The organism is Streptomyces sp. NPDC088194, from assembly GCF_040702025.1.
Lineage (GTDB): Bacteria > Actinomycetota > Actinomycetes > Streptomycetales > Streptomycetaceae > Actinacidiphila.
Genome location: NZ_JBFBIV010000157.1, coordinates 1 through 12,064, shown reverse-complemented (window position 1 = coordinate 12,064; position 12,064 = coordinate 1). Strand labels below are relative to the sequence as shown.

At 72.7% G+C, this 12,064-nt stretch carries 12 protein-coding genes and 1 pseudogene; 3 read left to right on the top strand and 10 right to left on the bottom strand.

Features of this window, described 5'->3' with window-relative positions:
• From AB0399_RS39010 to AB0399_RS39000, 3 genes are all read right to left on the bottom strand, one after another.
• Positions 1-656, bottom strand: a 656-nt coding sequence (locus tag AB0399_RS39010; RefSeq protein ID WP_366414513.1) for a TerD family protein, incomplete at its 3' end; no start/stop codon positions are given.
• Between the two features lie 256 nt (positions 657-912).
• Complete coding sequence (locus AB0399_RS39005) at positions 913-1,524, bottom strand: hypothetical protein (RefSeq protein WP_366414512.1); 612 nt, start codon at positions 1,522-1,524, stop codon at positions 913-915.
• A 200-nt stretch (positions 1,525-1,724) separates the two neighbouring features.
• The gene (locus tag AB0399_RS39000) at positions 1,725-2,570 is read right to left on the bottom strand and encodes an NAD(P)-dependent oxidoreductase (protein ID WP_329370655.1); all 846 of its coding nucleotides are present in this window, start codon (positions 2,568-2,570) and stop codon (positions 1,725-1,727) included.
• A gap of 284 nt (positions 2,571-2,854) precedes the next feature.
• Here AB0399_RS39000 and AB0399_RS38995 point away from each other — a divergent pair, with 284 nt between their 5' ends.
• Entirely contained in the window at positions 2,855-3,787 is a 933-nt protein-coding gene (locus AB0399_RS38995; RefSeq protein WP_329370656.1) for a 5-dehydro-4-deoxyglucarate dehydratase, read from the top strand.
• 118 nt (positions 3,788-3,905) lie between these two features.
• A complete protein-coding gene (locus AB0399_RS38990; RefSeq protein WP_366414511.1) occupies positions 3,906-5,111 on the top strand; it encodes a hypothetical protein in 1,206 nt (401 codons plus the stop codon).
• Positions 5,112-5,290: 179 nt separating this feature from the next.
• Here the strand turns inward: AB0399_RS38990 and AB0399_RS38985 are convergent, their stop codons facing one another.
• From AB0399_RS38985 to AB0399_RS38960, 6 genes and pseudogenes are all read right to left on the bottom strand, one after another.
• On the bottom strand, positions 5,291-6,190 hold the full coding sequence (locus AB0399_RS38985; RefSeq protein ID WP_366414510.1) for a hypothetical protein: 900 nt from the start codon (positions 6,188-6,190) through the stop codon (positions 5,291-5,293).
• Positions 6,191-6,786: 596 nt separating this feature from the next.
• A pseudogene (locus AB0399_RS38980) lies at positions 6,787-7,290 on the bottom strand (SigE family RNA polymerase sigma factor); the annotation flags it as partial.
• An 83-nt stretch (positions 7,291-7,373) separates the two neighbouring features.
• The gene (locus tag AB0399_RS38975) at positions 7,374-8,210 is read right to left on the bottom strand and encodes a class I SAM-dependent methyltransferase (RefSeq protein ID WP_366414509.1); all 837 of its coding nucleotides are present in this window, start codon (positions 8,208-8,210) and stop codon (positions 7,374-7,376) included.
• Between the two features lie 120 nt (positions 8,211-8,330).
• A complete protein-coding gene (locus tag AB0399_RS38970; protein ID WP_366414508.1) occupies positions 8,331-8,834 on the bottom strand; it encodes a hypothetical protein in 504 nt (167 codons plus the stop codon).
• A 40-nt stretch (positions 8,835-8,874) separates the two neighbouring features.
• Positions 8,875-9,741 (bottom strand): helix-turn-helix transcriptional regulator, encoded by an 867-nt coding sequence (locus AB0399_RS38965; RefSeq protein ID WP_366414507.1) that lies wholly within the window; start codon positions 9,739-9,741, stop codon positions 8,875-8,877.
• Positions 9,731-10,213 carry a hypothetical protein gene (locus AB0399_RS38960; RefSeq protein WP_366414506.1) on the bottom strand — a complete coding sequence of 161 codons (483 nt, stop codon included), beginning with the start codon at positions 10,211-10,213 and terminating at the stop codon, positions 9,731-9,733. The genes AB0399_RS38965 and AB0399_RS38960 overlap by 11 nt, the downstream gene beginning before the upstream one ends.
• A gap of 200 nt (positions 10,214-10,413) precedes the next feature.
• On the opposite strand from AB0399_RS38960, the gene AB0399_RS38955 reads away from it, so the two are divergent.
• On the top strand, positions 10,414-11,652 hold the full coding sequence (locus AB0399_RS38955) for a helix-turn-helix transcriptional regulator (RefSeq protein ID WP_366414505.1): 1,239 nt from the start codon (positions 10,414-10,416) through the stop codon (positions 11,650-11,652).
• A gap of 145 nt (positions 11,653-11,797) precedes the next feature.
• Here AB0399_RS38955 and AB0399_RS38950 read toward each other — a convergent pair.
• Positions 11,798-12,064 (bottom strand): Scr1 family TA system antitoxin-like transcriptional regulator (locus AB0399_RS38950; RefSeq protein ID WP_366414504.1); only part of this gene is annotated, 267 nt, incomplete at its 5' end.

Below are 12,064 nucleotides of genomic sequence, written 5' to 3'. Positions count from 1 at the left end.
TGCGCGGCGGGCGCGCCCGCGGGCGGCGGCGGCAGGTGCGCGGCGGGCGGGCCGGAAGGGGGCGCGCCGAAAGCCGCCGGGGGCGCGGGCGGTGCGGACGGCGCGGCGGGCGGAGCCGCGGGAGCGGGGGGTGCGACCGGCTGCGCGGCCGGGGCCGCGGGCTCCTCGACGCTCACCCCGAAGTCGGTGGCGATCCCGGCCAGCCCGTTCGCGTACCCCTGGCCCACCGCGCGGACCTTCCAGGCGCCGCCGCGCCGGTAGACCTCGACGACGACCAGCGCCGTCTCCGGGCCGAGCCCGGACGGCTCGAACGTGGCGATCACGGAGCCGTCGCTGCCGCGGACGGTCGCGGTCGGGGTGGTGCCGGCGAAGACGCCGCCGCCGTCGATGCTGGCGGTCACCACGATCTTGTCGATCTCGGCGGGCACCGCCGCGGTGTCGACCTCGATCGAGTCGGGCGCGGAGCGGCCGCCCGAGTGGTGGGTCACCCCGGGGCCCTCGGGCTGGTTGTAGAAGACGAAGTCGTCGTCCGAGCGCACCTTGCCGTCAGCGGTCAGGAGCAGACCCGAGACGTCGAGCCGCACCGGTGCGGAGACGTCCACCACCACTCGGGGTACGGAGAGCGGCACATTCGAGCCAGGCGTCATTGCGGTCATGTCCTAGGTAACGACAAATCCCTCGTCACGGTTCCATGGCCGGGCGGCCGGGCCGGGCCGCCGTTCCTCCCGCACCTGCGGCCTCGCCCGTACCGACGGGGCCCGTGTCCGGCACGTCCGCACCCGGTCCGTCGGGCCGCGTCCGGTGCCCCCGCGCCCGCGCCGACACCCTCGTCCGCACCCGCCCACGTGCCCGGGCGGACCCGCCCGCCCCGGTGACGGGCGCGGGTTTCCCGGCGCGCCCGCCGGCAGGGTGCTACTTGTGGTGGTTCCAGGGCCCCTTGTCCATGACCACCCTGACTTCCTCCGGTCCCTTGCGCATGAGGCCGCCGCGTTGGAGCCGCAGCGTCGGCCGGCTCTCGGAGTCGGGGCTCGAGTACAGCTCCAGGGCGTGGACGACCACGGCGTCCGGGGTGTTCTCGATCATGCCGGGCACGCAGGTGTACACCAGGTCGTCGTCACTGGCGTTCTCCGCCGCGATGACGACCCTGTCGCCGGCCGTCCCGTTGTCGATCTCCAGGGTGACGCCGTAGCGGAAGAACGAGCCGGTGCCGTTGGACTGTGCCGAGTACGCCACCGGCACCACCGCGCGGATCGTGTCGTTGAGGGCGATCTCGATGACCTCCTCGGCCGTGCCCTGGTGATCGCGGCCGACGTCGCCCAGGTGCTTGACCGCCCCGTCGGCGGTGCTCATCTGCGGCGGGACGTCGTCGGCGCCGAAGGTCGCGACGTGCTCGACGGTGCCGTTCGTTCTCAGTATCAGGGCGTGCAGGTCGTAGTCCGTACTGCTGTCCCAGCGCATCCGGGCGGTGATTCCGGGGGACTTGGCGAGCGAGACGGGGGCGTCGCCCTTCTTCATGTTGATCATGGGAGTCCTGTTCCGACGGGCGGGCGTCGCGCTCGTACCGGGTGGTCCGTTCGACCGCGACCTGACTCCGGAACCGTAGGACATCGGCGGACTCCCTGGAACAGGTGGGTACATGGGGGATATCCGCGGCACCGGGCGAACCGTCCCCGCCGTGCCGATCGAACCGTCCCCGCGCCCGGCGCGGCCCGGGCTCCGCCCGGTCAGTGCGGCCAGATCGGCGGGTCCGTGCAGAAGGCGCCGCCGAGGTTCGCCTGCGCGGGGTTGTCCGGGTCCAACTCGCCCTGCTCGGCGACGAGTCGCGCGGCGAACACCTCGGAGTCGTCCTGCGGTTCGTAGCCCAGCGCCCGCGCCGACCCGAGGTCCCACCACAGGCGGGTGTTGGCGGAGGAGCCGTAGACGACGGTGTGCCCGGGGGTGCCCGCGCCCAGGGCCGCGTGGAAGAGCCGGGCGCCGTCGGCGGGGCTCATCCAGACCGACAGCATCCGCACGTTCGCCGGCTCGGGGAAGCAGGAGCCGATCCGGACCGAGACGGTGTCGATGCCGTGCAGGTCGGCGTAGAGCTGGGCGAGGTCCTCCCCGAAGCACTTGGACAGCCCGTAGAAGGTGTCGGGGCGGCGCGGCGTGTCGACCGGGATCAGCGGGTCGCCGTCCTGCGGGCGCGGGGTGAAGCCGACCGCGTGGTTGCTGGAGGCGAAGACGACCCGGGGCGCCGCGCTCCCGGTGCGGAGCCCTTCCTCGCGGACCGCCTCGTAGAGGTTGTGCGTGCCCTGGATGTTCGCCGCCAGGATCTTGTCGAAGGTGGACTCCAGCGAGATGCCGGCCAGGTGCAGCACCGCGTCCACCCCGCGCACGGCCGCGCGCAGCGCGTCGCGGTCGGCGAGGTCGGCGGTGATCGCCGTGCGCCCCTCGGGCTCGCCCGGCACCGGCTCGATCGGCTGGACGTCGAAGAGCCGCAGGTCGTAGCCGTATGACGGCAGCAGGCCGCGCATCAGGGTGCCCAGGCCGCCGGCGGCTCCGGTGAGCAGGACGGTACGAGGAGCGGGCATGGTGGTCCTCCTGGTTCGACGACGGGCTTCGGGCGGTGGCTCCGGGCGGTGCCCCCGGCTGCCGGGGGCACCGCTGGTGCGGGCGGTGCGGGCGTGACCGGAGGAGTATATCCATGAATGCAGTTCAGATACATAGACGACTTGCGTTGCTTGACGCGCGTTTCGCGGACTGCTCGCTCGCTTGACCCGCGCCGGGAACCTCGCCTAGCGTGGCAGCGTTCATGAATATAGACATGATTCACGAGGGCGCACATCACGCCCACCGGCTCCGAGGGGGACCCCCGATGACCTCGCCCGCACTCGCCGAGCGACTTGACGGTCTGCTGTTCTTTCCCGTGACGGCGTTCGACGCGGACGGCTCGCTGGACCTCGACGCCTTCCGCGCCCATGTCCGGCAGGGCGTCGAGGCCGGAGCGGCGGCCGCCTTCGTCTGCTGCGGCACGGGCGAGTTCCACGCGCTGGCCCCCGAGGAGTTCGGCGCCTGCGTGGCCGCGGCCGTCGAGGAGGCGGCCGGCCGGGTGCCGGTGGTGGCCGGCGCCGGATACGGCACCGCGCTCGCCCTGCAGTACGCCGCCGTCGCCGAACGGGCCGGCGCCGACGGACTGCTCGCCATGCCGCCCTACCTGGTGCTGGCCGACCAGGAGGGACTGCTGCGCCACTACACGGCGCTCGCCGCGGGCACCGGCCTGGACGTCATCGTCTACCAGCGCGACAACGCCGTCTTCACCCCCGAGACCGTGGTCGCGCTCGCCCGGGTGCCGAACATCATCGGCCTCAAGGACGGGATCGGCGACCTCGACCTGATGCAGCGGATCATCAGCACCGTCCGCACCGAACTGCCCGGCCACGACTTCCTGTACTTCAACGGCCTGCCCACCGCCGAACTCACCGGCCTCGCCTACCGCGGCATCGGTGTGACCCTCTACTCCTCGGCGGTGTACGCCTTCTCGCCCGAGATCGCGCTCGCCTTCCACCGCGCGCTCACCACCGGCGACGACGCCACCGTCGGCAAGCTGCTCGACGGCTTCTACCGCCCGCTGGTCAACCTCCGCAACCAGGGCCGGGGTTACGCGGTCTCGCTGGTCAAGGCGGGCGTACGGCTGCGGGGTCTGGACGTCGGCGAGGTACGGCCGCCGCTGTCCGAGCCCGCCCCGGCGCACGTCAAGGAACTGGGCGAGCTCATCGAGCGCGGCCTGGCACTGGTCGGCGAGCACTGACATGGCCGCCGCCGACACGCCCGCCGCGGGTCCATCCGTGCCCGCCGGCCGATCCGCCCCCGGCGAGCCCTCCGCCGGTTCGCCCTCCGCCGGTCCGCCCGCCGCCACGGCCGCCGCCATGAAGACCTCCGCCTTCCTCTACCCCTGGGACGTCGTCGGCGACCCGGCCGCCGCCGACCGGGTCGCCGCGCTCGGGGTCCGCCAGGTCACCCTCGCCTCCGCCTACCACTCCACCCGCGCCCTGACCCCGCGCCACCCCGGGCGCCGCGTCGTCACCGCCGAGCACGCCGCCGTGCTCTACCCGCCCGACGCCGAGCGCTGGCGGTCGCACGCCCTGCGCCCGTATCCCGCGGGCACCTGGACGGACGGAGACCAGGACGCCTACGGAACGGCCGCGGCGGCGCTGGCGGCCGCGGGTCTCGACGTGCACACCTGGGTGGTGCTCGCCCACAACTCCCGTATGGGCGCCGAACATCCGGACACCAGCGTGGTCAACGCGTACGGCGACCGCTATCCGTGGGCGCCGTGCATCGCCCAACCCGCGGTCCGCGCCTACCTGGTGGGGCTGGCCGCCGAAGCCGCGCCCCGGCCCGGCGCCCGCGGCACCGAGCTGGAATCCCTCGGCTGGTACGGCCTGGCGCACCTGCACGCCCACGACAAGATCGGCGGCGTGCCGCTCGGCGACGCGGCCCAGTACCTGATGTCGCTCTGCTTCTGCCCGCACTGCCGCGAAGGGTACGCCGGGCTCGGCGCCGACCCGGACCGGCTCGCCGCCGCGGTCCGCGCCGCGCTCGCACCCGCCTGGGCGGGCGGCGCCACCGACACCGGAACGGACGCCGGATCGGGCAGCGGAGCGGACGGTATCGAGCGGCTGCTGGGTGCCGAGTTCACCGCGCTGACGTTGAACTGGCGTACCCGCACGGCCGGTTCGCTCCAGGCCGAGGCGATCGCCGCGGTCCGGGCGGCGGCCGGGCCCGGCTTCCAGGTGCTGATGCACGCCGACCCGGTGCCGTACCGCTGCGGGGCCAACGCCGGCGTCGATCCCGCGCACATCCTCGGCCACGCCGACGGTCTGGTGCTGCCCTGCACCGGCGGGCCGGCCGCGCGCGAGGCGGTCCTCGCGCCGCTCGCCGCGCACCGCCGCGAACACACGGTGCTCGCCGCGAACTTCACGGTCGTGGCCGGCATGGGCGGCAGCCCCCGCACCCTCGCCGCCGACGCGGCGCACGCCGCGGAACTGGGCGCCACCGAACTGCGGCTCTACCACGCGGGGCTGGCGAGTGACGCGGACCTCGCGGCGGTACGGGCGGCGCTGCGGCCGTAGCACCGTACCCGGCACGTCTTCCGGGGCGCGGCGATCATGGGGGTACCGCCGCGCCCCGGAACCTCCGCCCCCGGCTGGGGCAGGAGGGTCCGTGCGTACCCAAGTCGCCACCGGGGCGCGGGGGGTTGCCGTGGCGGTACAAATATTTCCGGCCGATGTCGCAACCGGACACCGGACGCTCAGAAGGCGCCGCTGGACGAGGCCGGTCCGGCGGCGCCGCCGGCGGTGACGGTGTAGCGGTCGGCCGTGGTGGTGCGGTCGCGCGAGGCGTGGTTGAACTGGCCCGCGAACGTGTACGTGCCCGGCGGCAGCGTCTGGTCGGGGTTGAGCGTCCAGCGGTAGACCAGGTCGCCGCCGCTCGTCGAGACCGTGGTGGTGATCCCGGTCGCCGAGGTGTAGGAGCTGTTGTCGCTGACCCCGCCCGACCGGCCGGAGACGCGCAGCTCCACGGTGAGCGAGGTGAGCGCCACCGTGCTGGTGAGGTTGACGTCGTCCTCGGTCCAGTACGGGTTGCTGTTCGGGTCGACGCTGCCGTTGGACGTCACACCGCCGCTGCCGGCGGCGGGCGCGGACGGGGTGGAGCCGCCGGGGGCCGCGGGCGCGCCGCTCGCGCTGCCGGACGTCGGGCCGGCGGCCGAGCCCGAGGTGTGGCCGGGGGTGTGCCGGGTGCTCGGCGCGGAGTGGCCGGGCCGCGGGTGCTTCTCGGTCGTGCGGGAGCGGGCGGCGGAACCGGAGGTGGCCGACTCCGCGGGCTGCGGCTCCGGTTGCGCGGAGGTCGCGGCGCCGGACGTCACCGCGTCCCGCCCCGGCGTGCCGTCGCCGCCGACCGCGCCCACCGCGAGGCCGCCGATGGCGATCGCGCCGGCCACGGCCGCCGCCACCGCGGTGACCCGCATCCACGCGGCGGGGGAGTGCTCCCGCGCCGCCGCCGTGGCCGCCGTGGCCGCGGCCAGGTCGGCCGGCTCGCAGTCGGGCGTGGCGATCGCGCGCTCCACCCGGGCCAGCATCCGTTCGCGGTCCGGCCGGTGCGCGTCCGCCGCCTCGCGCAGGCGTTGCGGCAGTTGCGGCAGTTGGGCCATCACATTCCCCGTCCCGTGTGCGTACGCGGGCGTGTCGCGGGATTCGTCGACCCCAGTATCCGCGCCGTCGCGCTTCGTTCCGCGTCGGCCCCCGCCGCGGGAGCGCTCCCGCCGGCCGCCGCACTTCCCCCCGTACGGCCCCGCCGCCCCCCGGCGGGCGCTTCACCGTCCGAGCCGACGGAGGCCAACTCGCCTGTTGCGGAGAGTGGTTGGTCGGCCAGGAGGGTGGTGCCCGGCGCGGCGTCGGCTGCGTCGTCCGCGGGTGTTGCCGTGGCCGCGGCCGTTGCTGTCGCCGCCTCCGATGCTGCCGCGGTCGCCACGGCCGCGGTCATCGGTGCCGCCGTTGCTTCCGCGGGCGGGCCGAACGCCCCTCCGGTGGGAGGTGGTTGACCGGTGTGCACGCCGCCGGCCGCGGCGAGCCGGCCGCCGACGGTGGGCGCCGGTGCGGTCGCGGGGGCCGGGGCGCGCGGCGCCGGCGCACCGGGCGCGGCCGGGCCGGCATCCGGCGCACCGCCGGACAGGGCGACCGCCGCCGTCGGCCGGTCCGTCACCGGGTCCGGGCCGTGCGGTGCCGCCGGCGCCTCGGCCGGCTGGGCCAGCAGCCGCTCCAACTCCGCGACCCCGCGCGAGGTCTGGCTCTTCACGGTGCCCACCGAGATGCCCAGCGCCTCGGCCGTGTCCTTCTCCGACAGGTCGAACGCGTGCCGCAGCACCACGCACGCCCGTTTGCGGAACGGCAGCCGCTGGAGCGCCTCGCGCAGGTCCAGCACCGCGGGCACGTCGGGCTGCTCCACGACCCGTTCGGTGCGCTGGGACCAGAACAGGGCGACCCGGCGCCGCTCCCGGACCGCGCTGCGGATGCGCGAGCGCGCCAGGTTGGCCACCACGCCCCGCGCGTACGCCGCCGGGTGGTCGGCGCCCTGCACCCGGTCCCAGTGCCGCCACAGCGCCACCAGCGCGTCCGCCGCGAGATCGTCGGCCGCGTCCGCCTCACCCGTCAACAGGTGGGCGAGGCGGGCGAGTTCGGCGTAGTGCCGCTCGAAGAACGCGTGGAATGCGGCCGCGTCGTCGTCGGCCCCGCCGCCGTGCTCGACGGACATGCCCACGGTCACCTCTTCCTGCCCGGACCTCCCCGCCACGGCGCGGCGAGAGCGTAGCAGCGGGACAGGGCCGTGGGCAGTGGTCAGGAACCGGCGATTTCGCGCCTCCCCGACCGCTCGACGCGGGTGATGATCTCCAGGTCGAACTCGCCGCTCGCGGTCTCCGGGCGGGAGCGCAGGTACGCGCGGATTCTCTCGATCAACTCCGCGCGCTCGCCCGGTTCGAGGGTCAGCGCGTGCGAGTGGGTCGCGATCGTGTCGACCAGCGAGTCGGCGGTGCGCCGCTGCCGGTGCGGGAAGTACGCGTGCTCGACCGGGAACAGCTCCTGGTACGGCTGGATGCCGCGCCCCGGGCTCCAGTCGATGAACGACGTACGGCTGAGCGCCACCTTGCCGAGGCCGGCGATCCACTCCACCCGGTCGTCGTCGGCGTTCCACAGTGCGGCGAGCACCCCACCCGGCCGCAGCACCCTGCTGATCTCGGGCAGCGCGCGGCTCTGATCGAACCAGTGCAGCGCCTGCCCGACGATCACCGCGTCCACGGACGCGTCCGCCAACGGGATCTCCTCCGCGCCTGCCTGATGCGTCGTCAACGTCGGCAGGTACGAACGCAGTTCGCCGAGCATCTCCGGGTCCGGCTCCACCGCGGTCACCCTGTGCCCGAGTCCGGCCGCCACCGCGCTCAACTTCCCCGTGCCTGCGCCCAGGTCCAGCACGTCCAACGTCCCACCCTCCGCACCCAGTCCACTGGCCAGCGCCGGTTCCAGCGCCCACTTCACCCCGTTCACGGGGTAGTCGGGCCGGTGCGCGGCATAGGCGGTCGCCGCCGCCCCGAAGGACCTCGCGCGTCGCGCGATCAGAGCGGGATCGTAGGGGCCGTCACGATCGGTTCGGGCGTCGCCCGCGGTGTCGGTAGCCATACCCCCGAATCTACGGCGCCCCCTCCCCCCGTGGGCACCTTTGTCCGTCGCCCCCGTTGCGGCGCGCCGCCGGCGGGCGCGGTTACCCGTGCCCCTCGCGCCCGACGCCACAGGCTCACTTCACTGCGGGTCGGCATCGGCGTGCCTGGCCCAGTCCTCTTGCGCGTTCACCAGGGCGGGGCGGACCTCCCGGTCGAGGCCTTTCGCGACCCAGCGGAACGTGGCGGCGAGCCGGGTCAGGTCCTGCGGGCCGAGGTCGGTGAGCCAACTGTCCCCGCACAGGTGCAGGTTGACCAGCGGGGTGCGGGGTTCGGGTGCTTCGGCGTGCGGGTTGCAGTCGAGCGTGCAGGAGAAGGCTTCCTCGGCGACGGGTCCCGGGGCGGGGCTGGTGGCGCAGTAGACGGGGACCGTGCGTCCCGGGAAGCGCCGGGTGAGGTGGATGTCGGCGAGCCGGTCCTCCCAGGCACCGGGGGGTACGTTGTGCTCGCTCGGGTCGTTCCCGGCCCACGCGGGCAGGTGGCCGGTGAGGGTGCGCCCGTCGGTGGCGGTGAGGGTCCACCGCCGGGGTGATGCGGGTAAGGCCGAGGGTCCGGTCGTTGCGGAAGAGGTCTTACGGGTCTGCATCTCGTTCCTTGTCGATTCTTGTCTTGTCGTGTGGCCGGGTTCAGGCGGGCAGAGTTGGTTGCGGTTGCGGCGTGTGTTCGGCCAGCGCGGCGCGGAGGAAGGTCAGGGTGTCCGTTGGCGTGAGGGCGGTGTCGCGGAGCAGGTCGTAGGCGAGGCGGAGGGGTTCGACGTCTTCGGGTTCTTCGACGAGGTGGCCGCTCCAACTGCTTTGGGTGTAGGCGACGGTGTGGCCGTCCTGGAAGAAGATGAGTTCCAGGCAGCTGCGGATGTGGTGGGGTCCGGTGCCGAACGGGACGACGTGCAGGGAGACATCGGGCTGCTGGGCCGTCGTGATCAGGTGTTCCAACTGGCCGGTCCAGGTCTGGGGGTCGCGGGCTTTGCGGCGCAGCACGGCTTCGTCGATCAACGCCCGGTAGTGGACCGGGTTGGGTCCGGTGAGGCGGTCCTGGCGTTTCAGCCGTGCGGCGACCTGGGCGCTCAATTGCTTGATGCTGCGCGGGCGGGCGGTGCGGAGCTGTTCTTCGGCGTAGGCGCGGGTCTGGAGGAGGTACGGCACGGTGCTGACGGCGTATTCCTGGACGCTCACCGCGTCGGCTTCCAGGGGTGCGAGTCCGAGGAACGGCTTGTCCTTCGCTTCGCGTTTGGCCAGGTGCCACAGCTTCACCAGGAGGTCGCCCGTGCCGTACACCTTGTCCAGCGCGGCAGCCGCCTCCACGGTGCCCAGGCGCTGCCCCCGTTCCAGCCGGTGGAGATAGGACTGCTCGTAAAGGCATTTCGCCCCGAGTTCCATCAGCGTCAGCCCCGCGCGCTGTCGCCGGTAGGCCAGTTCACTGGCGTACAACTCCCGCGCGGACAACCACTCCCAGTCGATGGCGACCTTGGTCCCGTTGTTGCTGTCACTCGTCATGGCTTTCCTCTCCACGGTCTTGAAGGGTGCGAAGTGCGTCTTCGGGCGCGTCGAATCCGGACGGCCGGGGGTACATCCCCTTGTCAGGGCTTGAACCGGAGTCGTCAGGGGGAGCGCCCGCATCATGGGCGCAGAGGGCGACGGCGGGGGGCGCCAGGCGGGCGCCGCGGCTGTGTGCGACGCGCAGGGCGTCGAGAAGGGCCTCGGTCAGGCGGGCGATGAGGAAACACAGTTCCCCGGGGGACGGCTCGGGGCCGGCGAGCACCGCGCGGACGTTGCGCAGGAGTTCTTCGGCGAGCCCTAGTTGGACGGCCTCCATCTGGTCGGCCAACTTCCACAGTGGTCCTGAGGGGTCGCCGTTCAGGTAGGCGGGCTGCCCGTTCTCCTCGGTCCAGGGCAGTAACCGCGGCGGGGTCTGATCTGCCGCTTCGGTGACGTCGCGGGGGTACTGATGCTCGGAGTCTGAGGTCATCATGGTCCCGGTTACGAATCGGTGACTGGGTGTCACGACGGTATGAGTGCGCGATGTCGCGCCCCATGGACGGGATGGCCCACTTATCCGCTCGGCACGGTGCAACCGCTACGCTCCGGCGTAGTTGCTCCCCGTGGCCGGATTTCCCGACTGGCCTCCTGTGTCCGCGCCGTACGCTGAACTGGAGGGCAGGTGAGGATATGTCGGAAGAACTCGCGGACAATGTACGCAGGCACCGGCGAAGGGCCGGCCTCAGCCAGGAGGAACTCGCCCATCAGTCGGGCTTTTCCGTAGCGACGGTCCGCAAGATCGAGCAGGGCGGAAGTGTACGGATCGAGACCCTCCACGCCGTTGCGCGCGGCCTCGGGGTCAGGACCTCGGAGTTACTGGTTTCGGATGCCCCGACGCCGGTTCGCCACAACGATCCGAATGATCTCAACCTTCGTGATCTGCGTATCGCGCTGACTCCGCGAGTGAGGCTGACCGATGTCCCGCCGCCGACGGGCGACGAACCGAACCTTCGTCTCCTGCGGCGGGCGGTCCGTGATGCCGTGACGCTGTATCCCGCGGGCCGGTACGCGAGTCTCGCGGCGGCACTTCCGCTGCTCATGCGTGACGCCAACGCGGCCGTTGCCTACTACGAGGGGTCGGAGGACGAGTCGCGGGAGGCGCTGCTGGCCCGCGCCGAGGTGCTGGGACTCGCCGGACGATATCTGACACAGATCCGGCAGTTCGATATCGCTCACGTGGCGGCCACCGCATCCGTGAACGACGCGGTGGCGGCGAAGGACAACGTGGCTGCCGCGAACCGGGTGAGGGGCCTGTGTTTCACGTTGCTGCGGACCGGACGGTTCGACGAGGCGGAAGAACTCGCCGTCGAGGCAATGGACCTGATCGAACCACAGGTCAGCAATGCCGATCCGGATCGCTACTCCGTGTGGGGCGGGGTAGCGATGGAAGCGGCTGCGGCGGCGATACGGAACAACCGGCCACAGGAGGCCAGGGAATACCGCCGGGCGGCTTCCATCGCAGCTGCCGCGGTCGGGCATTCCCAGACGTATGACGTTCTTGCGGCCTTCGGCCCCGTCACGGCGGCGATGAAGTCGTTGGAGGACTTCATGATTATCGGGGACGCCCGCACGGTGGTACGCAGGTCCACGGAAGACGAAGCTCTGTCGGCCAAGGCGTGGGGGCGTCTGGGGAAGCCCAGCACGACCGACGGCAGCCGCTACGTGCTCGACCTGGCGCGTGCGCACGTGCGCACGGGGGACGGCTCGGCGGCCATGGACGAGCTGATGCGGCTCTACCGTTCGGTTCCCGAGTGGCTGCGGCACCAGAAGTCGGCGGCCGTGACCATGGAAGAGATCATGAAGAAGCGCAAGCGCACCCTGACCGCGGACATGCGGGTGGTTGCCGACCACCTCTCCATGAGCGGGTAGAGGGCCGTACCCACCCGGGGCGAGCGTCACCCCGAGGGGCGGGTCCGGGCGACCCGGGTGGGGTGGGGCGGGTAAGGCCGAGGGTCCGGCCGTTGCGGAAGACGTGTTACCCATGTGCGTCTCGTTCCTTGTCGTGCGGCCGGGTTCAGGCGGACAGAGTTGGTTGCCGTTGCGGCGCGTGCTCGGCCAGCGCGGTGCGGAGGAAGGTCAGGGAGTCCGCCGGCGTGAGGGCGGTGTCGCGCAGCAAGTCGTAGGCCAGGCGCAGCGGTTCGACGTCTTCGGGTTCTTCGACGAGGTGGCCGCTCCAACTGCTCTGCGTGTAGGCGACGGTGTGGCCGTCCTGGAAGAAGATGAGTTCCAGGCAGCTGCGGATGTGGTGGGGTCCGGTGCCGAACGGGACGACGTGCAGGGA